Source organism: Streptomyces sp. NPDC096079 (assembly GCF_040303145.1).
Lineage (GTDB): Bacteria > Actinomycetota > Actinomycetes > Streptomycetales > Streptomycetaceae > Streptomyces.
In genome coordinates this window covers 314,163-336,200 of the sequence record NZ_JBEOST010000009.1, presented here as the reverse complement: position 1 = coordinate 336,200, position 22,038 = coordinate 314,163, and the positions used below count along the sequence as shown (strand labels likewise).

The window sequence follows — 22,038 nt, the reverse complement described above, 5'->3', positions numbered from 1 at the left end:
GGACGGCCTCACGCGGCGGGAGGACGGCGACGGCCGGGCGGTGGGGGACGGGCGCCCGTGCTTCCCGTCACCCGCCACGCCTCGCCGCGCCCCGTAGCCCGTCCCGCTCAGCGCTCCAGGACCAGCGCCAGGCCCTGGCCGACACCGATGCAGAGCGCCGCGAGGCCCGTGCCGGAGCCCGCCGCGGCGAGCTGGTGCGCCACCGAACCGGCCAGGCGGGCGCCCGAGGCGCCGAGCGGATGACCGATCGCGACCGCTCCACCGCGAGGATTCACGATCTCGGGGTCCAGTTCCGGCCATTCGGCGAGGCAGCCGAGCGACTGGGCCGCGAAGGCCTCGTTGAGCTCGAAGGTCGTCAGGTCCGCGAAGGAGCGCCCGGCCTTCCCGAGGGCGCGGCGGACCGCCTCCACGGGGCCGAGGCCGAAGAGCTGCGGCTCGATCCCGGTGACCGCCGAGGCACGGATCCGGGCGAGCGGTTCGCGTCCGGTCTCGCGCAGCCCCTCCTCGTCGACGAGGAGCAGCGCGGCCGCGCCGTCGTTGAGCGGCGAGGAGTTGCCCGGGGTGACGGTCCCCCCGTCGGGGCGGAACGCGGGCTTGAGCTTGGCGAGGGCCTCCATCGACGTGGTGTCGCGGATGCACTCGTCGCGCGTGAGGTCCACGCCGGGATACGGGACGACCTCGTCGTCGTACAGCCCCTTCGCCCAGGCCTCGGCGGCCTTCCGGTGGCTGGCGAGGGCGAAGGCGTCCTGCTGCTCGCGGGTGATGCCGTGCTTGTCGGCGATCAGCTCGGCGCCCTCGCCGAGCGAGACCGTCCAGTCGGCGGGCATCCTCGGGTTCGTCATGCGCCAGCCGAGGGTGGTGGAGTGGAGCTGCTGGTGCCCGGCGGGGAAGGCCCGTTCGGGCTTCTGCAGCACCCAGGGGGCGCGGGACATGGACTCGACGCCGCCCGCGACGGCCACGGAGGCGTCGCCGAGGGCGATGGCGCGGGCCGCCTGGATGACGGCCTCCAGACCGGAGCCGCAGAGGCGGTTGACGGTGACGCCGGGGACGCTGACGGGCAGCCCGGCGAGGAGCACCGCCATCCGCGCGACGTCACGGTTGTCCTCGCCCGCGCCGTTGGCGTCGCCGAAGTAGACGTCGTCCACGCGCGCGGGGTCGAGTGCGGGCGAGCGGTCGATGAGCGCCCGGACGACGTGGGCCGCGAGGTCGTCGGGGCGCACGGAGGCGAGGGCGCCGCCGAACTTCCCGATCGGGGTGCGGACGGCGTCGACGATGTAGACGTCGCGGATGCTCATCGGTTCTCTCCCACGTGACCTGCGGAACGACTCTGTTCCCCTGGTGAATCAATCTTCGCCCGGCGGGGCCCGCAGAGTGTCTGCCGGTCGGCCCGTGGTGTCAACAGCCCCTTCGGGACACCGGGGGCGACGGAAGGGGTCAGTGGGTCACGGCGGGGCGGACCAGGGCGGTGAGTCCGTAGTCGAGCTCGCGGCCGTCGACGAGCAGCGCCTCGACCGTCAGCGTCTCCAGGTCGATGTCCGCCCGGATGCCGTGTCCCTCGTAGATCGGATAGCCCGTCTCGCCGTGCCGCCCGGTGGCCTCGACGACGGCCGAGCGGACGGCGCTGTCCGCGACGGCGGCACCGCCGCGGTCCTCGACGTGCTCGGGCACCAGCAGGATCTCGAACCGCTTCGGAACTGTGCTCATGCACCGAAGCTAAGCGCTGCGCGGAAGCCCCGCCCGCCCGGCCACCCCACGGACCCGCGCCCCGTTCAGCTCGACTCGCGCCGGACCGCCCGGGAGTCGAGGAGGTCGCGCGAGACGGGGACGGTGGCCGGGTCCCGTACGGCGCGGTCGACCAGCTCCGCCAGCTCACGGCCGACCACCATGTCGATCCGTACGGTGCTGAGCCGGGGCCGCAGCAGCCGGCCGAGCAGCAGGTCGTCCGCGCCGATGACGGCGGTCTCCTCGGGCACGGAGATCCCGGCGTCCTGGAGCGCCCGCATCAGGAGCATCGCGTACTCGTCATTGTACGCGAAGACGCCGTCGAGCCCGAGCTCGCGCCACCGTGCGGCGAGCGCGCCGGCCGACTCCTCCTCGTACCGCAGCGGCAGGGGCACGACGGTGGCCCCGGCGGTCTCGGCCGCGCGGCGCGCGCCGTCCAGACGGGGCCCCGAGAACATCGCGAGGCCCGGCTCCTCGGGGACGACGACTCCGATCCGGCGCCGCCCGGTCTCCAGGAGGTGCCCGGTGGCCACCTCGCCGACCCGTCCCTGGTCCAGGACCAGGGCGTGGGCGCCCTCGACGCGCTGGGTGCCGAGGGTGATCACGGCCCGCGCGCCGGACCGCTTGAGGATCTCGACGCCCTGCCCGGTGAGCTCGACCTCGCCGAGGGAGACCACGGCCACCGGCCGCAGCTCGGCCCAGGCGCGGGCGGCCTCCTCGGCCTCCAGGCCGACGCTGCCGTACTGCACGACCGTGTAGTCGAGGCGGCGCAGGGCCCACTGGAAGTCGTTGAAGAACTGGCTGTACAGCGGACCCACGGGGACGTGGGAGGCCGGGAGCAGCACCATGCGGCTGTGGCCCGCGCGGAGGCTGCGGGCCGCGGCGTGCGGCACATAGCCCAGCTCCTCGGCCGCCTCCCGCACGCGCTGCCGGGTGGGCTCGCTGATGCGGACGGCCGAGGTGTTGTTCAGGACGTACGAGACGGTGGCCCGGGAGACGCCCGCGAGCCGCGCGACATCGGCGCTGGTCGGGACCGCCCGCCCGGAGGGGCGCTCGGGGGACTGTTCGGTTGGCTGACTCATCGATCCGGCATCTTTCCAGAACAATCCGGCGCAGGGTCTGGCGGATGGCCGGATTTGGGTGCTACACAATGCTCACACGCGTCACTGACACGTGTCACCTCCCCTTCTCCATCCGTTTCTCGCCCCCGCATCGGGCGATCTCCTCAGGAGGGCAAAGTGGCCCTTTCCTCCCCCGGGACCGGCTCCGACACGGGCGCCCCCGGCTCCGCCACCGTCCCCGGCTCCGCCACGGCCCCCCGGCCGACACGCGGCCTGCTGCCCCTGCTGCTCGCCGGCAACACCGCGATGTACACCCTGTACATCGGCGTCCCCGGCATGCTCCTCGCGCTCCAGATCGAGGCCATCGACCCCGCCGACAAGGTGGCGAACTTCGGCCTCGTCTCCGGCATATCCGCGATCTTCGCGACGGTCTTCAACCCGGTCGCGGGCGCCCTCTCGGACCGCTCGGGCCGCCGCAACCCGTGGATCCTCGCCGGCGGCCTGCTCGCCCTCCCCGTGATGCTGCTCCTCGGCAGCGTCCACACGATCCTGCTGGTGACCATCGCCTGGTGTCTCGGCCAGGCCGTCATGAACATCTACCAGGCGGCCATCACCTCCGTGGTCCCCGACCGGGTCCCCCTGGCCGCGCGGGGCAAGGCCTCCGCCGCCGTCGGGCTCGGCCTCCCCATCGGCTCCACGATCGGCGCCCTCCTCGGCGCGGCCTTCTCCGAGCACTACCGCACCGGCTACCTCGTCTTCGGCGCGATCGTCGCCGCCACCGCCGTCCTCTTCACCACCTGCGCCCGCGAGGAGCGGATGCCCCCGAAGGCGGCGCTCCCGGTCAAGGAGCAGATCGCGGCCTTCGGCAGCGCGCTCAAGGACCACGACTTCCGCTGGGCCTTCATCGGCCGCGCCCTGCTCGTCCTCGGCTACTTCGCCGTGGCCGGGTTCCAGCTGTACATCCTCAAGGACCACACCCAGCTGCCCGCCGGGCTGAGCCCCGAGGAGGCCGTCGCGATCCTCATGCCGGTCAACTCGCTCGCCATGGTGGTCTCCACCGTCCTCGGCGGCTGGCTCTCGGACCGCTTCGACCGCCGCAAGCTCTTCGTCGGCGCCTCAGCCGTGCTCGCAGCCGTCGCCCTGCTCATCCCGGCGCTCTCGGCGAGCTGGACCGCGATGCTGGCCTTCTCCGTCGTCAACGGCCTCGGCTTCGGCTGCTACATGGCCGTCGACACCGCCCTGGTGACCATGGTGCTGCCCAAGGCCGAGGACGCGGCGCGGGACATGGGCGTCCTCAACGTCGCCAACGCGGGTCCGCAGATCGTCGCCCCCTTCGTGGCCTCGCTCGTCGTCTCGCTGAGTGGCGGATACACGGCGCTCTTCCTGATCGCGGCCGTACTGTCGGTACTCGGCGCGCTGGCCGTGCGCCCCATCCGCAGCGTGCGCTGACCCCGTCGGCACACGCCGGGACCCAGAAGCGGCGCGTGCCGGCCCCGGCCGGTGCGCGCCGCGCCCGTCCGCAGCGTGCGCCGGCCCCGTCGGCGCCCGCCGAGCACCGCAGGAAGGCGGCACCGTGCGCCTGCACACGACCACGTGGGGATCCGGCCACCGGACGGCCCTGCTCGTCCACGGCCTCATGGCCGACCACCGCACCTGGCGCCGGGTCGGCCCCGCGCTCGCGGAGCGCGGCTACCGGGTGATCGCCGTGGACCTGCGGGGCCACGGGGCGAGCGACCGGGCGGCGGGCCCGGAGGCGTACGGGCCGGAGGACCACGCCGACGACCTGGTCGCGTCCCTGCCGGCCGGCGCGGAGCTGGCGATCGGCCACTCGCTCGGCGCTCTGGCCCTCGCGCGGGCCGTGGAGCGGCTGGCCCCGGCCCGCGCCGTGTACTGCGACCCCGCCTGGCACCTGGCGGCCGGTCCCTGTGGCTACCGGGCCGAGCTGTTCGTCCGGGGCGCGTCGATGACCCGGGAGCAGATCAAGGGGTTCAACCCGCACTGGCCCGACGAGGACGTCGACGTGGAGATGGCGACCGTACGGGACTGGGACGAGCGGACGGCCCACGGCCTCACCCCGTTCGTGGGCGCCGACCTGTGGCCGGTGCGTCCGGTGGTGCCCTCCCTCGTCACGCTCGCCGACCCGAGCACGCTGGTGCGGCCGGAGCACGCCCGAATGCTGACGGAGCGCGGCTTCGAACTCCGTACGGTGAAGGGGGCGGGACACACGATCCACCGGGACGACTTCGACGGGTTCATGTCCGCCCTGGACGGCTGGATCTGACGTACCGTTCAGGCATGGACGAAGCGTCGATGCACAGCTCGATGGTGGGACTGCTCGGCCGGGTCACCGGCACCGTCGGCCCCGGCCTCGTCGGCGAGGTGATCGTCCGGATCCGCGGCGGCGCCGAGCACTTCCTCGCTCATCCCGCCTCGCCGAAGGAACGGATCGAGGTCGGAACGGTCGTGATGGTCATGGAACATCTCCCTCCACGCACCGTCTATGTCACAGCCGCGTACGACAGTTGACCGAACCGTTGAGTGGCGCCCGTCACGGGCGCACACTCCCTTCACCGGACCCGCACGGCTCCGGTGAAGGGGGACCTTGTCCATGGGCATCGGCATTCTGGCGGGAGTCGTCGTCGGCGCTCTCGCCGTTCTGATCGGTGTGTTCAAGCTGATGTGGCGCGTCGCGGAACCCAACGAGGCGCTGATCATCTCCGGTTCCAACCACAAGAACGAGGGCCTCGGCGACGGCATGGGATTCCGCATCGTCACCGGCCGCGGCACCCTCGTGCTCCCCGGCGTCCAGGCGGTGCGGAAGCTGTCGCTGGACCTCAACGAGACGCAGTTGTCCGTCGAGTGCGTCACCCACCAGGGCATTCCGCTCAAGGTGCGCGGTGTGGTGATCTTCAAGGTGGGTGACGACTTCGTGTCGATCGCCAACGCCGCCCGCCGCTTCCTCGACCAGCAGAAACTCATGTCGGAGCGGGTGCACATCGTCTTCGCCGGTCATCTCCGCGCCATCGTCGGCGGGTTGACCGTGGAGGACATGATCCGTGACCGGGAGAAGCTCACCGGGCAGGCGCGGTCGGCCTGTGGCACGGAGATGGAGAAGCTCGGTCTGATCGTGGACTCGCTGCAGATCCACGAGATCGAGGACCCGACCGGGTACATCAAGAACCTGGCCGCCCCGCACGCCGCCGCCGTCCAGCGGGACGCGCGGATCGCGCAGGCCGAGGCGAACCGGCGGGCGACCGAGGCCGAGCAGCAGGCCGCGGCGCGGATGTCCGAGGCCACCCGCGACAGCGAGATCCTCCAGGCGGGCTACCAGGCCGAACGGGACCAGGCGTCCGCCAAGGCCCGGCAGGCCGGCCCGCTGGCCGACGCCGCCTCCCGCCAGGAGGTCGTCGTCCAGGAGACACGGGTCGCCGAACTGGAGGGCCTGCGCAAGGAGCAGCAGCTCCAGGCGGAGGTCCGCAAGCCGGCCGACGCGATGGCGTACGAGACCCGGACGCTGGCCCAGGCCGAGCGTGACGCCCGGATCTCGGCCGCCGAGGCCGAGGCGAAGGAGACCGAGCTGGCGAGCGCGGCCAAGGCGACGGCGACGCGGCTCACCGGTGAGGCGGAGGCCGCGGCGCAGCACGCCAAGGGCCTCGCGGTCGCCGAGGCGACGCGCGCGAAGGGTCTGGCGGAGGCCGAGGCGATCAAGGCGCGGGCGGCGGCCCTCGCGGAGAACCAGGAGGCCGTGGTCGCCCAGCAGCTGGCCGAGAAGTGGCCGGAGATCGTGTCCGCGGGAGCCTCCGCCTTCGGGAACGTCGACCAGATGGTGCTCCTGAACGGCGCCGACGGCATGGCGGACGTCTTCGCCAAGGCGCTGACCATGGGCGGAACGGGCCTCGGCCTGGCCCGCCAGCTCCTGGCGACGATGAGCCCGGCCGCCCAGGAGAAGGCCGGTGGTGCGGTGCTGCCGCCGGCACCGGAGGGCGTGGAGATCCCGGTCGGCGACGAGCGGTAACCGCGTGCGAAGGGGCCCGGCGCCGTTCCGGCGCCGGGCCCCTTTCGTGTGGTCAGGGAAGGGTGACGTTGTTGAGGGCGTCGTGGGTCGGCAGGGTCTCGGCGGCCTTGTGCTGCTGCTGGTCGCCGTTGCCGAAGGTCTGGGACAGGAGTCCGACCCCGGGGAGGTTGTTGCCGACGCTGTCCGCGGCGGCCGCCCCCGCGGAGGCGAGGACGGCGGTGGCGGCGACGGTGGCGGCGGCGAGCGCACGGCGAGTGAAGATCGTCATGCCGGGCTCAACGAGCACGGGCCGGGACAGGGCACGCCCGATGCCGTGGGTCGCGCGGCAGGAGTACGGCGAGGCCATCCAGGACCTGCCCTGAATGTGCCCCGCCGGTAGGTGCCGGTCAGGGTGCGGCCTCCTCGGAGGCCGTTCCCGCGGCTGTCCTGTCAGTTGTGGCCGAACTTGCGCTCCTTGCGGTGGGACGCGTGCTCGACGAGGGGCATCGACGTCTCTCTCGCGGGGGCCGGCGCGCTCTTCTCCTTGGCCGCCGCGTCGGTGCGGTGCTCATGGCCGCCGGTACGGGCTCCCCGGTTCGTCCGGGTCTGTTTCTTGCCCACGATCGTGCCTCCCGATGACGGGTGTCGGACGAGGGTCCGTGTTCCCTCAGCCTGGCACGGGGGTACGGGACCCGCACGTCAGGCGGTGCGTGGCGGCCGGGGGTGGGCCTGACTCCGCCGGTCAGTGCTCCCCGCCGATCACCCGGCGGAAGGCCGACAGCGTCGGGGTGCCGGAGGCGCGGTCCAGGACGGCGAAGACGATCTCCTCGTAGTGGCCGGCGAAGCGGCCGGCTCCCGTGAGGAGGGTCTTGAAGGTGCCCGCGACCTGCGCCGGGTCGTTGCGGAAGACGCCGCAGCCCCAGGCGCCGAGGACGAGCCGGCGGTATCCGGACGCGGCGGCCGTCTCCAGGACGCGTTCGGCGCGGGAGGCGAGGGCGGCGGGCAGGCGGTCGGCGAGCTCGGGGGTGTTGCGGTGGACGACGCCCGCGTTGGGCGCGGGCGAGGTGAGGAAGCCGACGGTGAAGGGCTCGTCCAGCAGGGCGCCCCGGTCGTCGCGGAAGACGGGGACGCGCGGCGAGTGGATGACCCGGTCGGTGTAGAGGGCGCTCCGCTCCGCGCGGTGGTGGGCGTAGTAGGCGGGGGCGCGGAGCAGGGTGGCGTGGAGGGCGGAGGACCGGCAGAGGGCCTCTTCCTGGGCCTGGGCGCCGTTGAGGTAGCCGCCGCCGGGGTTGCGGGCCGAGGCGAAGTTCAGGACGGCGACCGGGCGGGCGGGGTCGGCGGCGGTCATGCGGCGGGCGGCCGCGAGGCTGCTCTCCGGGGTGACGGTGAGGGTGGGCGTCCGGTCGGTGTCCGGGGTGACCGGGACGGGCTCGGGGCCGTGGAGGCGGGTTCCGGACAGGGCCGCGGCGAGGTCCTCGGTCAGAAGGACCGTCCGGCCGTCGGGGGCGCGGTAGTGGCCCGCGGCGACGATCTCCTCGGTCCGCCGCGCGATCTCGCGCAGTCGTGCACTCATGTTCCTCAGGGTGATCGTTTCCTCGTCCTGGGGACAAGGTGTTTTCCGGGGCTGCGGGGGAATCCGGACATGGGGGAGCACAGAGGGCGCACGCGGGGCGGTCGGGGCGCTCTTGCACGCCGCCCGATGGTGGCTTTAGGTGGAAGCAGCGGTTCACCCGAGGACCAGGAGGTGCACGGATGTCGCCTGGCGGCATACCGCGTGGCGGCCCCCCTCTCACCGAGGCGGAGGCGGAGGACCTGCTGCGATGTATCTGTTTCAAGACCGGCCCGCCCCGCACCCTGGGGGTGGAGCTGGAGTGGCTGGTGCACGAGCTGCGCGACCCCCGCCGTCCCGTACGGCCGCCGAGGCTCGCGGCCGCGCTGGACACCGTACGGGCGCTGTCCCTGGTGTCGGCCCTCACGTTCGAACCCGGCGGGCAGCTGGAGCTGAGCTCGCGCCCGGCCGGCTCCCTCATGGAGTGCCTGGACTCGCTCGCCGGCGACCTGCGGGCGGTGCGGGCGGCGCTCGGGCCGCTGGGTCTGACCCTCAGCGGTTACGGGGTGGACCCGTGGCACGCGCCGCGCGGCCGGGTGCTGCACGAGCCGCGGTACGACGCGATGGAGGCGGTGCTCGACCGGACCGGGCCCGCCGGGCGGGCCATGATGTGCGACTCGGCCTCGGTGCAGATCTGCCTCGACGCGGGTCTGGAGGAACCGGGTCCGCTGGGCTATCACCGGCGCTGGCAGCTGGCGCACCTCCTCGGCGCGGTGCTCGTGGCCGCGTTCGCGAACTCCCCCGTGCACGGCGGTCGCCGCACCGGCTGGCGTTCGACGCGGCAGGCCCTGTGGGCGGATCTCGACCCGCTCCGGGCGCTCGCGCCGTCGCCGGACGGGGAGCCGCGCGCGGAGTGGGCCGCGCACGTCCTGGACACCCCGGTGATGTGCGTGCGGGCCGACGAGGGGCCGTGGGCGGTGCCGGAGGGGCTGACGTTCCGGGAGTGGCTGCGGACGGGTCTCCCCCGTCCGGCCGACGCGGACGACCTGAGGTACCACATGACGACCCTGTTCCCGCCGGTGCGGCCGCGCGGCCATCTGGAGTTGCGGATGGTGGACGCGCAGCCGGGTCCGGACGGATGGATGGTGCCGGTGGCGGTGACGACGGCCGTGTTCGACGACCCGGAGGCGGCGGAGACCGTGTACCGGGCGGTGAAGCCGCTCGCGGAACAGGCGGGCACGGGTCCCGCGCCCCGCAATCCGCTGTGGCTGGCGGCGGCGCGTGACGGTCTGGCCGATCCCGGGCTGCACCAGGCGGCGCGCGCGGTGTTCTCCGCCGCGCTGGACGCGCTGCCCCGGATCGGGGCGAGCGAGGAGGTGCGGCGGGCGGTCGCCGCCTTCCACGAGCGGTACGTGATCCCCGGGAGCTGCCCGGCCGACGGACTCCAGGTGGTGACGTCATGACCGCGACCGAGACGGACGCGGGTTCCGAGGCGCTGCGACGGCGGGCCCTCGAAGCCCTCACGACGGCGCGGGAGCGCACCGCGCTGCTCACGTCCTGCGTGGAGGACGACGAGCTCACGGCGCAGCACTCGCCGCTGATGTCGCCGCTGGTCTGGGACCTGGCACACATCGGCAACCAGGAGGAGCAGTGGTTGTGGCGGGCGGTGGCGGGGCGCGAGGCCCTGCGACCCGAGATCGACTCGCTGTACGACGCCTTCCGGCATTCGCGCGCGTCCCGTCCGTCGCTGCCGCTGCTCTCGCCGGGCGAGGCGCGGGTGTACGCGGCGGACGTGCGGCTCCGGGTCCTCGACGTGCTCGAACGGAGCCCGCTGGAAGGGCGGCCGCTGCTCGACGCGGGCTTCGCGTTCGGCATGATCGCCCAGCACGAACAGCAGCACGACGAGACGATGCTGATCACCCATCAGCTGAGGCAGGGGCCCGCGGCCCTGACCGCTCCCCCGCCGCCGGCCCGGCGGTCCGGGCCGCTGCCCACCGAGGTCCTCGTCCCCGCCGGCCCGTTCACCATGGGGACCTCGGACGAGCCGTGGGCCCTGGACAACGAACGGCCGGCGCATCCGCGTCTCGTCCCCGCCTTCCACATCGACACCACGCCGGTGACGAACGGCTCCTACCTCGCCTTCATGGCCGACGGCGGCTACACGGACCGCCGTTGGTGGCGGCCGGAGGGCTGGGCGCAGATCCGGGAGCACGGCATCGGCGCGCCGTTGTTCTGGCGCCGGGACGGCGGGCAGTGGCTCCGCCGCCGGTTCGGGGTGACGGAGCCCGTGCCGGAGGAGGAGCCGGTCCTCCACGTCAGCTGGTACGAGGCGGACGCGTACGCGCGCTGGGCGGGGCGGCGGCTCCCGACCGAGGCGGAGTGGGAGAAGGCGGCCCGGCACGACCCGGGGTCCGGGCGCTCCCGCCGCTACCCGTGGGGTGACGCGGATCCGGGTCCGGAGCACGCGAACCTCGGGCAGCGGCATCTGCGCCCGGCGGCCGCGGGGAGCTATCCCGCGGGCGCCTCGCCGCTCGGCGTACGGCAGCTGATCGGTGACGTGTGGGAGTGGACGGCGAGCGACTTCCTGCCGTATCCGGGGTTCACGGCCTTCCCGTACAAGGAGTACTCGGAGGTGTTCTTCGGCCCTGAGTACAAGGTGCTGCGGGGCGGTTCGTTCGCGGTGGACGCGGTCGCCTGCCGGGGGACCTTCCGCAACTGGGACCTTCCGGTGCGGCGCCAGATCTTCTCCGGCTTCCGGACGGCGCGGACCGCGGAGCTCGACTGATGTGCCGTCATCTCGCCTATCTGGGCGGGCCGGTGGCGCTCGGGGAACTCCTCGTCCGGCCGGCGCACGCGCTGCTGCGCCAGTCGTGGGAGCCCCGCACGCAGGACAGCGGCGTCGTGAACGCCGACGGCTTCGGTGTCGGCTGGTACGCCGGGGACGATCCGGTGCCGGCGCGGTACCGGCGGGCCGGGCCGATCTGGGGCGACCTGTCCTTCGCGGACCTCGTCCGGGTGGTGCGCTCGGGGGCGTTCCTCGGGGCCGTCCGGGGGGCGACGGTGCCGGGCGCCGACGGGGAGGCCGCGGCGGCGCCGTTCGCCGCGGGGCCCTGGCTGTTCAGTCACAACGGCGCGGTCGAGGGCTGGCCGGACTCCCTCGCGCCGCTCGCCGGGGCGCTGTCGGCCGGGGAACTGCTGCGTCTGGAGGCGCGCAGCGACTCGGCGCTGCTGTGGGCGCTGGTGCTGCACCGGCTGCGGGCGGGGGACGCGCCGGGGGCGGCACTCGCCGACACCGTCCGGGAGGTCGCGGCCGCCGCCCCGGGTTCCCGGCTGAACCTGCTGCTCACCGACGGTGAGCGGATCGCCGCGACCGCCTGGCGGAACAGCCTCTGGTACCTGTCGGGCCCCGGCCGGGTGGTCGTGGCCTCCGAACCGTACGACGACGATCCGCGCTGGCGGGAGGTGCCCGAGCACACGCTCGTCACCGCCGACCGCGCCGACGTCACCCTCTCCCCGCTCAAGGAGCCGTCCGCGTGAGCCCGTTCCAGCTGACCCGTACCCTCGCCCCCGACGCCGCCGGCGCCGATCTCCGTGCCGACGTCCTCCACGGTCTGACCCGCTCCCCGAAGGAGCTTCCGCCCAAGTGGTTCTACGACGCCCGGGGCAGTGTGCTCTTCGAGGAGATCACCCGGCTGCCCGAGTACTACCCGACGCGCGCGGAGCGGGAGATCCTGGTGGCGCGGGCGCCGGAGATCGCCGCCGCGACCGGGGCCCGGACGCTGGTCGAGCTGGGGTCCGGTTCCTCGGAGAAGACGCGCTTCCTGATCGACGCGCTGCTGCCGGGTCTGGACGCGTACGTGCCGGTCGACGTGAGCGAGTCCGCGCTGGTCGGGGCGGCCGAGTCGCTGCTGGCGGACCGGCCCGACCTGTGGGTGCACGCCCTGGTGGCGGACTTCACGCGGGGGCTCGCGCTGCCGGGGACGCCCGGCCCACGCCTGGTGGCCTTCCTCGGGGGCACGATCGGCAATCTGCTCCCCGCCGAGCGGCACACGTTCCTGCGGTCGGTCCGCGCCATGCTGACGCCGGGCGACGCCCTGCTGCTCGGCACCGACCTGGTGAAGGACGAGGCCACGCTGGTGGCGGCCTATGACGACGCGGCCGGGGTGACGGCCGAGTTCAACAAGAACGTGCTGTCCGTGATCGACCGTGAGCTGGGCGCGGACGCCGATCCGGCGGCCTTCGACCACGTGGCCGTGTGGGACGCCGAGCGGGAGTGGATCGAGATGCGGCTGCGCGCCCGCCGCGCGCTGACCGTGAAGATCCCGGAGCTGGACCTGGTGGTGCCGTTCGCGGCGGGCGAGGAGCTGCGGACGGAGGTGTCGGCGAAGTTCCGTCAGGCGGGTGTGCGCAAGGAGCTGGCGGCGGCGGACCTGGACCTGGCCCGCTGGTGGACGGACGGCGAGGGCAGGTTCGCGTTGTCCCTGGCGACGGCGCGCTGAGCCGCCGCGGCCAGGGCACGGCGGTCCGGGTACCCCCCGCTGGGCAGGGGGTCCAGGACGCGGACGGTGGCGACGATCCGCCGGGTGCTGACGACGCGCCACAGGGACGCGCCGAGCGGGTCGTCCCCGACGTACGCGGCGGCTCCGACGGGCCGGTAGTCGATCCGTACGGGGAGCACGGCGCTCCCGCTGTCCAGGGCCGCCTGGAACGCGGCCGGGCGGAAGCGCCCCCGGGCCCGGCCGCACCAGGTCGACCCCTCGGGGAAGACGACCACCCGGCCCCCGCCGGCGAGCACCCCGGCCATCGCGCGCACGGTGCCCGGCAGGGCCCTGAGCCGGTCGCGGTCGATGAAGAGGGTGCCGCCGAGCGCGGCGAGCGTGCCGAGGACGGGCCAGTGCCGGACCTCCGTCTTGGCCACCATGCGTCCCGGGAGCACGGCCGCGAGGAGCGGGATGTCCAGCCAGGAGATGTGGTTGGCGACGACGAGGAGCGGACCGGTGACGGCGCCGGCGGCCCCCTCGTACCGCACGCGCACGCCGAAGGCGCGGACCACCGTCCGCACCCAGGCCCGGACGAGCGCGAGCCGCCCGGCGGCGGGCAGCAGGCCCGCGGCCGGGGCGAGCAGGACGCCGAGGAGGACGGTGCTGATCCCGGCGGTCAGCCGGGCGGCGGCGAGGACGGCGCCGGCCTGCCCGGCCCGCGGGCCGCCGTCGGTGTCGGGGTGGGCGGTGCAGTGGCCCGGGGTGCAGGGCGCCGTGGGGAGCCACGGCGGGAGGGCCGTGGATCCGTTCACCGTGCCGGGGCGAGCGAGAGGAAGTGGTTGAGGTAGCGGGGGTTGGTGCGGCGCAGGGAGAGCAGCACGTAGAGGTCGGCGACGCCGAAGTCGGGGTCGTGCGCGGGGGCGCCGCAGACCCAGGCGCCGAGCCGCAGGTAGCCGCGGAGGAGCGGCGGGAGCTCGGTGCGGCCCTCGGGGCGGGCGACGCCGTCGGGGCTCCACAGCTTGTGCGGGGTGACCCAGTACTCCTCGGGGGCGAGGTGCTTGGCCTTGACGGTGTCCCAGGTGGCGGCGGCGAGGGTGCCGCCGTCGGCGAGCGGGATCGAGCAGCAGCCGGCGAGCCAGTTGTGGCCGGTGCGGGTCATGTAGCGGGCGAGGCCGGCCCAGATGAGGGCGATCACGGCGCCGTTGCGGTGGGCGGGGTGGACGCAGGAGCGGCCGACCTCCACCAGGTCGTGGCGGACGGGGGCGAGCCGGGTGAGGTCGAACTCGCTCTCGGAGTAGAGGCGTCCGGCGACGGCGGCCCGCTCGGGCGGCAGGATCCGGTAGGTGCCGACGATCTCGCCGGTGGTCTCCTCCCGTACGAGGAGGTGGTCGCAGTACGCGTCGAAGGCGTCGGTGTCGAGGCCGGGCTCGGGGCCGTCGAGCAGGGCGCCCAGCTCACCGGCGAAGACCTGGTGGCGCAGCCGCTGGGCGGCCCGCACGTCCTCCTCGTCCCTGGCGAGACCGACGACGTACCGGGGCGCCGGCTGCTCGGCCGAGGCCTGGGGCTGGGGCTGGGGCTGGGGCTGCGGGGGGACGGCGGGGAGCTGTGCGGGGACGGCGAGCGTGTGCGTCGGTGCGGACATGGCGGGCTCCTCCGGCGGACGGAAGGGGAAGGGGCGGGACCGGGCCGCGTGAGCGGTGGCCCGGCCCCTTACTTCTTCCGTCACCGGCTGGATTCGACATGACCGTCCGGGGGCTCGCGGGTGTGCGAACGCTGAAATGCTATTCGGCGAGGGTGTCCGTGATCGCCTCCGAGGCGCCCTTGGCCGCCTTGACGGGGTCCGCGCCCTGGAGGACGGCCGTCATGTACGGCTTGATGGGGTTGTCGGCCTCGACGTCCGCCCACTGCGGGGAGTTCGGGGTGGCCCGGCCGCGGGCGGCGCCCTTGGCCATGACGGCGGTGGCCTCCTGGCCGGCGACGACGGAGGCGAGGTTCTTCTTGTTGGGCACGTAGCCCATGGCGCGGGCCAGTTCGGTCTGCCACTTCTCGCCGGCGAGGGCCTTGACCACGTCGAGGGCCGCGCCGCGCCGGGGGGCGTTCTCCGGGATGATGAGGTCGGAGCCGCCGGTGAAGACGGCGCAGGGCTGGCCGGCCTTCTTGCCGGGTATCGGGAAGTAGCCGAGCTTGTCCTCGAGGTCCGGGTTGGCCTTGAGGATGGCGGCGACGGCACTGGGCGTGGCGATGAGCTGGGCGACGTCGCCCTTGGCGAAGACGTCGGCCTGGGGCGGGGTCTGCTCGTCGGCGTTCTTCGGGCCGGAGCCGAGGGCCTGGAGCTTCTTGTAGTAGGCCATGCCGCGCTGGGCGGCCGGGCTGTCGAGCGCCCCGGTCCACTGGCCGCCGCTGTCGACGGCGAGTTCGCCGCCCTCGTCCCAGATGAAGCCGGAGAGGGTGTACCAGTCCTGGCCCGCCAGGTAGATGCCCTGGGAGCCGCTCTTGTTGAGCTTCTCGGTGTCGTCGAGCCACTCGGCGCGGGTCGCCGGGGGCTTGTCGACGCCGGCGGCGTCGAACAGGTCCTTGTTGTAGATGACGATGCGGTTGGCCGCGTACCAGGGGATGCCGTACTGGGATCCGGAGATGCTGCCGGGCTCGGCGAGACCGGGCAGCCAGTCCTCCCTGCCGAGGTCGCGGACCGACTCCAGGGTGAGGTCGAACAGCTTGTCCGTGTCGGCGTACTGGGCGACCTGGGTGTTGCCGACCTCGATGACGTCGGGGCCGCCGGAGCCCTGGATGGCCTCGGTGACCTTCTTCCCGATGCCGGTCCAGTCCTGGATGGTGAACTCGAGCTCGACCCCCTTGTGCTCCCGCTCGTACTCCTCGGTGAAGCGGTCGAGGAAGTCCTCGCTGACGCTGTCCCGCATGAGCCAGACGTGCACGGTCTGCGTCCCGCCGTCGCCGCCCGGCAGCATCCCGCAGCCGGCGAGGGAGAGCGCGGCGACGACGGCCAGGGGGCATGCCAGGGGGCGGTTCTTCACGTGGGTCACCTTCTGCTCGGGTTCAGCACAGGGTCGTGCGCATGGGGGGCTGACCCGGCATGGGGGGACCGAACGGGGTGTTCGCGCGGGTATGTGGCCTGGATTCTGGTCTGGACCAACGAGATGGTCAAGTCCTTGACGATCCCGTTCCGCACCCGGACGGACGGTCCGCGCCCTTACCTTCGGTAGTTACTCCTGGGTCACTCGGTCACCGTCGTGTCGCGCGCCGACGCCTGCTGGGGCACCGTGGAGGGAACGCACCGAGAGGAGTTCGGCCCCCATGTCGAATCACACCTACCGCGTCACCGAGATCGTCGGCACGTCCACCGAGGGCGTCGACGAGGCCATCAAGAACGGCATCAAGCGCGCCTCGCAGACCCTGAGGGGCCTCGACTGGTTCGAGGTGACGCAGGTCCGCGGCCACCTCGTCGACGGCGCGATCGAGCACTACCAGGTCGGCCTCAAGGTCGGCTTCCGCCTGGAGGACGAGGAGTAACCTGTTCCGCCCCTCGTCAGGTCCTGCCCTCCTTCTCCTGAGCCTCCCTCAGCGCCTCGGAGGGCTCCGCCCAGCGGGCCCTGACCACGCGGAAGCCCGCCGCCTCCGCCGCGTCGCACACCGCCAGGTCGTCGTCGACCAGCATCCTCACCGTGCGGTCGGCGGCGAGGCGGCGCAGGATCTCCACCTTCGTCACCCGGGCCGGCCGGAAGTCGCGGTTGCGCCGCATGTGGACGGGCCCCTCCGGGAGCCCCTGCCCGGCCAGCCACTCCAGGGTCGCGCGGCGGCAGCGCTCGGGCCGCCCCGTCAGGTAGACCACGTCGCACTCCTCCGCCGCCTCGCGGCACAGCGCCACGCCCTCCTCCAGCGGCGGGTCGTCGGGCGCCGCCGCGAAGAAGGCCTCCCAGTCCTTGGGCCCGCGCTCCAGGAAGTGCTGGCGGTGCGCGGTGGCGGCGAGGGTGTTGTCGAGGTCGAAGACGGCCAGGGGCCGGTGGTCCGCTGTCACGCGACCAGCGTAGGACCCGCCCCGGGAATCCCTCCCGGCTCCACGCGTTGAACCCTCTGTGAGCACCTTTCCCGACGGCATCCGCTTCTCCGTCCTCGACCGCTCCCGCATCCGGGAGGGCGAGGACGCCCCCCAGGCGCTGCGCGACACCGTGAGCCTCGCCCAGGACGTGGAGGCCTTCGGCTACCACCGGTTCTGGGTGTCGGAGCACCACGGCGTGCCCGGTGTCGCCGGTTCGGCGCCCACGGTCCTCGCCGCGGCCGTCGCCGCCGCGACCTCCACGATCCGCGTGGGTGCGGGAGGGGTGATGCTCCCGAACCACCGGCCGATGGTGGTGGCCGAGCAGTTCGGGGTGCTCGAGTCCCTCTTCCCCGGCCGCGTCGACATGGGGGTCGGCCGCTCGGTGGGCTTCACGGACGGCGTCCGCCGGGCCCTCGGGCGGGACAAGGACGAGGCCGACCGGTTCGCGGAGCAGCTCGACGAGCTGCTCGGCTGGTTCACCGGCGCGCAGACGGCCCACCCGCAGGTGCGGGCCCGGCCCGCCGAGGGCCTGCGGGTGCCGCCGTTCGTGCTGGCCACCGGGGAGGGCGCCGGGATCGCCGCGGCGGCGGGGCTGCCCCTGGTCATCGGCGATCTGCGGGGCCGGGACCGGCTGCTGGCCGCGATCGACACGTACCGCACCGGCTTCCGCCCGTCGCTCTGGGCCGCCGAGCCGTACGTGGTCGTCGCGGGGACGGTCGCGGTGGCCGCCTCCGAGGAGGAGGCGCGGCGGCTGCTGGTCCCCGAGGCCTGGTCGCTGGCGGACTCGCGCACCCGCGGCGTCTTCTCTCCACTCGCCCCGCCCGAGCGGATCGAGGGGCTTCCGATGTCGGAGAAGCAGCGCGGTTTCTTCGCGTCGGGGCTCGAAGGGCATGTGCACGGGACGGAGGAGCAGGTGGCCGAGGCCCTGGAGCGGGCGGTGAAGGAGACCGGGGCGCAGGAGGTCCTGGTCACCACGAGCACGTACGACCGGGGGGCGCTGCGCGACTCGTACCGCCGTCTCGCCCGCGCGGTCGGCCTGACGGGGCCGCCGGTCGCGTGACGGCGCCGGCGACGGTGCCGGGGACGGTGCCGGGGACGGCGCCGGGGACGGCGCCGGCGACGGTGCCGGGCGGGGAGCCGCCGGGGACCGACCGGGGCAAACGCGGACCATTCGATAGGGTCGCCCCATGCACGACACCCCCCACGATCCGTACGTCCGCGTCCGAGGCGCCCGTGAGCACAACCTCGCCGGGGTCGACGTCGACATCCCGCGCGACGCGCTCGTCGTGTTCACGGGGGTCTCCGGCTCCGGCAAGTCGTCGCTCGCCTTCGGGACGATCTACGCCGAGGCCCAACGCCGCTACTTCGAGTCGGTCGCACCGTACGCGCGGCGGCTGATCCACCAGGTGGGGGCGCCCGCCGTCGGCGAGATCACCGGGCTGCCGCCGGCGGTCTCCCTGGAGCAGCGACGCTCCTCGCCGAACGCCCGCTCCTCCGTCGGCACGGTGACCACGCTCTCCAACTCCCTGCGGATGCTGTTCTCGCGGGCCGGTCACTACCCGGAGGGCGCGGAGAGGCTGGACTCCGACGCCTTCTCCCCCAACACGGCGGCGGGCGCGTGCCCTTCCTGTCACGGCCTCGGCCTGATCCACGGCACGAGCGAGGAACTCCTGGTCCCCGACCCGGAGCTGTCGATCCGTCAGGGAGCGATCGCCGCCTGGCCGGGTGCCTGGCAGGGGAAGAACCTGCGGGACGTCCTGGACACCCTGGGGTACGACGTCGACCGGCCGTGGCGCGAACTCGACGCGAAGGACCGGGAGTGGATCCTGTTCACGGACGAGCAGCCGGTCGTCACCGTGCACCCGGTGCGCGAGGCGGGTCGCATCCAACGCCCCTACCAGGGCTCGTACATGAGCGCGCGCCGTCACGTCCTGCGCACCTTCTCCGACTCGAAGAGCGCGTCGCTGCGCGCCAGGGCGGAGCGGTTCCTCACCAGCGCGCCCTGCCCGGCCTGCGGCGGCGGCCGGCTGCGGCCGGAGGCGCTCGCCGTCACCTTCGCCGGACGGAACGTGGCCGAGATGGCCGCGCTGCCGCTCACGGCCCTGTCCGGCCTCCTGTCGACGGCCGCGGCGACGGCGCCGGGCGCCTCGGAGACGGCGCGGGTCCTCACCGAGGACCTCGTCGCCCGGATCGCCACGGTCACCGAACTCGGCCTCGGCTACCTGAGCCTGGACCGGTCCACCCCCACCCTCTCCAACGGCGAGCTCCAGCGGCTGCGCCTCGCCACCCAGCTGCGCTCCGGTCTCTTCGGCGTGGTGTACGTGCTCGACGAGCCGTCCGCGGGGCTGCACCCGGCCGACACCGAGGCCCTGCTCGTGGTCCTGGACCGGCTCAAGGCCGCGGGGAACTCGGTCTTCGTCGTCGAGCACCACCTCGACGTCGTCCGGCACGCCGACTGGCTGGTGGACGTCGGCCCGCGCGCCGGGGTGCACGGCGGGCGGGTGCTGCACAGCGGGCCGCCGGACGGGCTCGCCGACGTGGCGGACTCGGCGACCCGGCGGTTCCTCTTCGACAGCGCGCCGGCGCCCGCGCGGACGGTGCGGGAACCGGCGGGGTGGCTGCGGCCGGGGCCGGTCACCCGGCACAACCTGCGGGACGTGGACACGGGCTTCCCGGTCGGTGTCCTCACCGCCGTCACCGGCGTGTCGGGCTCCGGGAAGTCCACGCTCGTCGACGCGCTCACCGAGGAAGTGGCCGGAGTCGAGCGTCTCGTGACGGTGGACCAGCGGCCGATCGGCCGGACGCCGCGCTCCAACCTCGCCACGTACACGGGTCTCTTCGACGTCGTGCGCAAGCTCTTCACGGAGACCGAGGAGGCCCGGGCGCGCGGGTACAAGGCGGGCCGGTTCTCCTTCAACGTGCCCGGCGGCCGCTGCGAGACCTGCCAGGGCGAGGGCTTCGTCTCGGTGGAACTGCTCTTCCTGCCCAGTACGTACGCGCCCTGCCCCGACTGCCACGGCGCCCGCTACCGCCCCGAGACCCTCCAGGTGCGGCTGCGTGGACTCACCATCGCCGAGGTCCTCGACCTGACCGTGGAGTCCGCCGCCGCGTTCTTCGACGGGACGCCCGCCGCGGCCCGGAGCCTGCGGGCCCTCCTCGACGTGGGCCTCGGCTATCTGCGGCTCGGGCAGCCCGCCACCGAGCTGTCCGGCGGCGAGGCGCAGCGCATCAAGCTCGCCTCGGAACTCCAGCGGCCGCGCGGCGCCCCCACCCTGTACGTCCTCGACGAGCCGACGACCGGGCTCCACCCGGCCGACGTGGAGGTCCTGATGCGGCAGCTGCACGGGCTCGTGGACGCCGGGCACTCCGTGGTCGTCGTCGAGCACGACATGGACGTGGTCGCCACCGCCGACTGGGTGGTCGACCTCGGTCCCGGCGGCGGCGACCAGGGCGGCCGTGTGGTGGCGGCGGGTCCCCCGGCCCAGGTGGCGCGGGCGGCGGAGAGCCGCACCGCGCCGTATCTTGCCCGGGCCCTCTCCGGGCGGCCCTGAGGAACCCCTCGCACGGGGCGGCCCCCGCCCCGGCCGGGACCTTCCGCCCTCCGTGGCGGCGCCGGGACCCGCTCGGGCCCGCCGGGCCGGCGCGGTGTGCCCGTCCTGGCCCGCGGGGTCAGCGGCGGGCGGTGCGGCGGCCCGCCGCCACGTCGGCGAGTGCCGCGGCGAGGGCGCCGGCGACGAAGGCGATCGAGACGAGGAGGCCGTGGTCGAAGGCGGCGGCCCAGCCGTCCCGGGAGACGTGGTCGAAGAAGACCGAACCGACCGCGGCGATGCCGATCGCGGAGCCGACCCGCTGACCGGTCTGCAGGGTGCCTCCCGCGCTGCCCGCCTGGCGCACCGGCACCTCGGAGAGGGTGAGGGCCTGGTTCGGGGAGATCACCAGGCCGCTGCCGAGGCCCGCGAGGAGCAGCGGGGCGAGCAGGGCCCAGCCCACCCCCCGGCCGGGGACCTGGTGCACCGCGAACGCGGCCCCGACGAAGCCGACCGTCACCATCGTCAGGCCGAGGACCACGAGCGGCCGGCCGAAGCGGTCCACCAGCCGGCCGCCGATCCCGGCCGAGAACACCGAGCCCAGGGCGAAGGGGGTGATGGCGAGCCCGGCCTGGAGCGCGGTGTAGTGCAGTCCGTTCTGCAGGTAGAGCGTGCTGACGAAGAAGATCGAGGTGAAGCCCGCGAAGTAGAGCAGGATCAGCAGCGAGCCGAGCCAGTAGGACCGCAGGCGGAAGAGCGCCGGGTCGACGAGGGGCTCGGTGCCCGACCGCACGCAGCGCCGCTCCCATCCCACGAAGGCCGCGAGCAGCACGGCGGCGACGAGGAGCAGCAGGTGCTTCCCGTTCCCGGACCACTGCCGGGACTGGACGAAGGGCAACAGCAGGGAGAGGACGGCGGCGCCGAGGAGCACCACGCCGACGGGGTCGAGTCTGCCGATCCGCACCGGCCTGGCGTCCGGCGTGTCGGGCAGCAGCCGCCGGGCGAGGAACAGGCACACCACCCCGATCGGGAGGTTGACGTAGAAGACCCAGCGCCAGCCCTCCTCGGCTCCGGCCACCTGGATCAGCAGCCCGCCGAGGAGCGGGCCGACGGCCGTGGAGACGCCGACGACGGTGCCGAACATCCCGAAGGCCCTGCCGCGCTCGGCGCCCCGGAACATCTGCTGGATGAGCGCGGAGATCTGCGGTGAGACGAGGGCGCCGGCCGCTCCCTGCGCCAGCCGCGAGATCACCAGCCACAGGCTCGACTGCGCCGCTCCGCAGGAGACCGACGCGAGGGTGAAGAGCGCGAGGCCGACCATGAACACGGTCCGCCGTCCACGGGCGTCGCCGAGCCGTCCGGCCGGGATGAGGAGGAGGCCGAAGGCGAGCGCGTACCCGGAGAGCACCCACTGGAGGTCCGACTCGGGAGCGTCGAGCCCGGAGCGGATGGAGGGCAGCGCGACGTTCACGATCGACACGTCGAGGAGGATCATGAAGCCCGCCACGAGGCAGACGCCGAGCGCCTTCCATCGGTTCGGGCCCGGCTCCTCCTGCTGCCGGCGCGGGGCCTGCGCCGACTCTTGCCGGGTCACGCGTCCTCCTCGTTCCGTCGGGTACGGCCCGACGCGCGCCGACCGTGCGCGCCTTT

At 73.9% G+C, this 22,038-nt stretch carries 22 protein-coding genes; 11 read left to right on the top strand and 11 right to left on the bottom strand.

Features of this window, described 5'->3' with window-relative positions:
* Positions 1–107: 107 nt before the first annotated feature.
* From ABTY59_RS20810 to ABTY59_RS20800, 3 genes are all read right to left on the bottom strand, one after another.
* Positions 108–1,295 carry a thiolase family protein gene (locus ABTY59_RS20810; RefSeq protein ID WP_352020471.1) on the bottom strand — a complete coding sequence of 396 codons (1,188 nt, stop codon included), beginning with the start codon at positions 1,293–1,295 and terminating at the stop codon, positions 108–110.
* Between the two features lie 139 nt (positions 1,296–1,434).
* Complete coding sequence (locus ABTY59_RS20805; protein ID WP_352020470.1) at positions 1,435–1,704, bottom strand: hypothetical protein; 270 nt, start codon at positions 1,702–1,704, stop codon at positions 1,435–1,437.
* Between the two features lie 65 nt (positions 1,705–1,769).
* Positions 1,770–2,804, bottom strand: coding sequence for a LacI family DNA-binding transcriptional regulator (locus tag ABTY59_RS20800; protein ID WP_352020469.1), 1,035 nt, complete (start codon positions 2,802–2,804; stop codon positions 1,770–1,772).
* A 156-nt stretch (positions 2,805–2,960) separates the two neighbouring features.
* On the opposite strand from ABTY59_RS20800, the gene ABTY59_RS20795 reads away from it, so the two are divergent.
* The 4 genes from ABTY59_RS20795 (at position 2,961) to ABTY59_RS20780 (ending at position 6,798) form a co-directional block, all read left to right on the top strand.
* Positions 2,961–4,232 carry an MFS transporter gene (locus tag ABTY59_RS20795; RefSeq protein ID WP_352020468.1) on the top strand — a complete coding sequence of 424 codons (1,272 nt, stop codon included), beginning with the start codon at positions 2,961–2,963 and terminating at the stop codon, positions 4,230–4,232.
* Positions 4,233–4,356: 124 nt separating this feature from the next.
* Entirely contained in the window at positions 4,357–5,064 is a 708-nt protein-coding gene (locus tag ABTY59_RS20790; RefSeq protein WP_352020467.1) for an alpha/beta fold hydrolase, read from the top strand.
* Positions 5,065–5,105: 41 nt separating this feature from the next.
* Positions 5,106–5,309 carry an NfeD C-terminal domain-containing protein gene (locus tag ABTY59_RS20785; RefSeq protein ID WP_403537084.1) on the top strand — a complete coding sequence of 68 codons (204 nt, stop codon included), beginning with the start codon at positions 5,106–5,108 and terminating at the stop codon, positions 5,307–5,309.
* A gap of 82 nt (positions 5,310–5,391) precedes the next feature.
* On the top strand, positions 5,392–6,798 hold the full coding sequence (locus ABTY59_RS20780; RefSeq protein ID WP_352020465.1) for a flotillin family protein: 1,407 nt from the start codon (positions 5,392–5,394) through the stop codon (positions 6,796–6,798).
* A gap of 52 nt (positions 6,799–6,850) precedes the next feature.
* Here the strand turns inward: ABTY59_RS20780 and ABTY59_RS20775 are convergent, their stop codons facing one another.
* From ABTY59_RS20775 to ABTY59_RS20765, 3 genes are all read right to left on the bottom strand, one after another.
* The gene (locus ABTY59_RS20775; RefSeq protein WP_352020464.1) at positions 6,851–7,066 is read right to left on the bottom strand and encodes a hypothetical protein; all 216 of its coding nucleotides are present in this window, start codon (positions 7,064–7,066) and stop codon (positions 6,851–6,853) included.
* Between the two features lie 161 nt (positions 7,067–7,227).
* Entirely contained in the window at positions 7,228–7,398 is a 171-nt protein-coding gene (locus ABTY59_RS20770) for a hypothetical protein (protein WP_352020463.1), read from the bottom strand.
* A gap of 121 nt (positions 7,399–7,519) precedes the next feature.
* Complete coding sequence (locus ABTY59_RS20765; protein WP_352020462.1) at positions 7,520–8,350, bottom strand: TIGR02452 family protein; 831 nt, start codon at positions 8,348–8,350, stop codon at positions 7,520–7,522.
* Positions 8,351–8,529: 179 nt separating this feature from the next.
* On the opposite strand from ABTY59_RS20765, the gene egtA reads away from it, so the two are divergent.
* The 4 genes from egtA to egtD are packed head-to-tail and all read left to right on the top strand — an operon-like array spanning position 8,530 to position 12,825.
* Positions 8,530–9,789, top strand: a complete 1,260-nt coding sequence (egtA, locus tag ABTY59_RS20760; protein WP_352020461.1) for an ergothioneine biosynthesis glutamate--cysteine ligase EgtA — start codon at positions 8,530–8,532, stop codon at positions 9,787–9,789.
* Positions 9,786–11,111, top strand: coding sequence for an ergothioneine biosynthesis protein EgtB (gene egtB / locus ABTY59_RS20755; protein WP_352020460.1), 1,326 nt, complete (start codon positions 9,786–9,788; stop codon positions 11,109–11,111). The genes egtA and egtB overlap by 4 nt, the downstream gene beginning before the upstream one ends.
* Positions 11,111–11,863 carry an ergothioneine biosynthesis protein EgtC gene (egtC, locus tag ABTY59_RS20750; protein WP_352020459.1) on the top strand — a complete coding sequence of 251 codons (753 nt, stop codon included), beginning with the start codon at positions 11,111–11,113 and terminating at the stop codon, positions 11,861–11,863. The genes egtB and egtC overlap by 1 nt, the downstream gene beginning before the upstream one ends.
* Positions 11,860–12,825: an L-histidine N(alpha)-methyltransferase gene (gene egtD / locus ABTY59_RS20745; protein WP_352020458.1), complete on the top strand. Its 966-nt coding sequence runs from the start codon at positions 11,860–11,862 to the stop codon at positions 12,823–12,825. Before egtC ends, egtD begins: the two co-directional genes overlap by 4 nt.
* On the opposite strand, the gene ABTY59_RS20740 is transcribed toward egtD, so the two are convergent.
* The 3 genes from ABTY59_RS20740 to ABTY59_RS20730 all read right to left on the bottom strand — a co-directional run bounded on the left by ABTY59_RS20740 (position 12,720) and on the right by ABTY59_RS20730 (position 15,839).
* The gene (locus ABTY59_RS20740) at positions 12,720–13,619 is read right to left on the bottom strand and encodes a lysophospholipid acyltransferase family protein (protein WP_352020457.1); all 900 of its coding nucleotides are present in this window, start codon (positions 13,617–13,619) and stop codon (positions 12,720–12,722) included. The two genes, egtD and ABTY59_RS20740, sit on opposite strands and share 106 nt — an antisense overlap.
* Positions 13,616–14,449, bottom strand: coding sequence for a GNAT family N-acetyltransferase (locus tag ABTY59_RS20735; RefSeq protein ID WP_352020456.1), 834 nt, complete (start codon positions 14,447–14,449; stop codon positions 13,616–13,618). Before ABTY59_RS20735 ends, ABTY59_RS20740 begins: the two co-directional genes overlap by 4 nt.
* Before the next feature lie 139 nt (positions 14,450–14,588).
* Positions 14,589–15,839, bottom strand: a complete 1,251-nt coding sequence (locus ABTY59_RS20730; RefSeq protein WP_352020455.1) for an extracellular solute-binding protein — start codon at positions 15,837–15,839, stop codon at positions 14,589–14,591.
* Between the two features lie 280 nt (positions 15,840–16,119).
* Between ABTY59_RS20730 and ABTY59_RS20725 the strand changes: the two genes are divergently transcribed.
* The gene (locus ABTY59_RS20725; protein ID WP_352020454.1) at positions 16,120–16,335 is read left to right on the top strand and encodes a dodecin; all 216 of its coding nucleotides are present in this window, start codon (positions 16,120–16,122) and stop codon (positions 16,333–16,335) included.
* Between the two features lie 16 nt (positions 16,336–16,351).
* On the opposite strand, the gene ABTY59_RS20720 is transcribed toward ABTY59_RS20725, so the two are convergent.
* Positions 16,352–16,840 (bottom strand): phosphatase domain-containing protein, encoded by a 489-nt coding sequence (locus ABTY59_RS20720; protein ID WP_352020453.1) that lies wholly within the window; start codon positions 16,838–16,840, stop codon positions 16,352–16,354.
* 58 nt (positions 16,841–16,898) lie between these two features.
* On the opposite strand from ABTY59_RS20720, the gene ABTY59_RS20715 reads away from it, so the two are divergent.
* Entirely contained in the window at positions 16,899–17,921 is a 1,023-nt protein-coding gene (locus ABTY59_RS20715) for an MsnO8 family LLM class oxidoreductase (RefSeq protein WP_352020452.1), read from the top strand.
* A gap of 127 nt (positions 17,922–18,048) precedes the next feature.
* Entirely contained in the window at positions 18,049–20,412 is a 2,364-nt protein-coding gene (locus tag ABTY59_RS20710; RefSeq protein WP_352020451.1) for an ATP-binding cassette domain-containing protein, read from the top strand.
* Positions 20,413–20,530: 118 nt separating this feature from the next.
* On the opposite strand, the gene ABTY59_RS20705 is transcribed toward ABTY59_RS20710, so the two are convergent.
* Complete coding sequence (locus ABTY59_RS20705) at positions 20,531–21,982, bottom strand: MFS transporter (RefSeq protein WP_352020450.1); 1,452 nt, start codon at positions 21,980–21,982, stop codon at positions 20,531–20,533.
* Positions 21,983–22,038 lie beyond the last annotated feature (56 nt).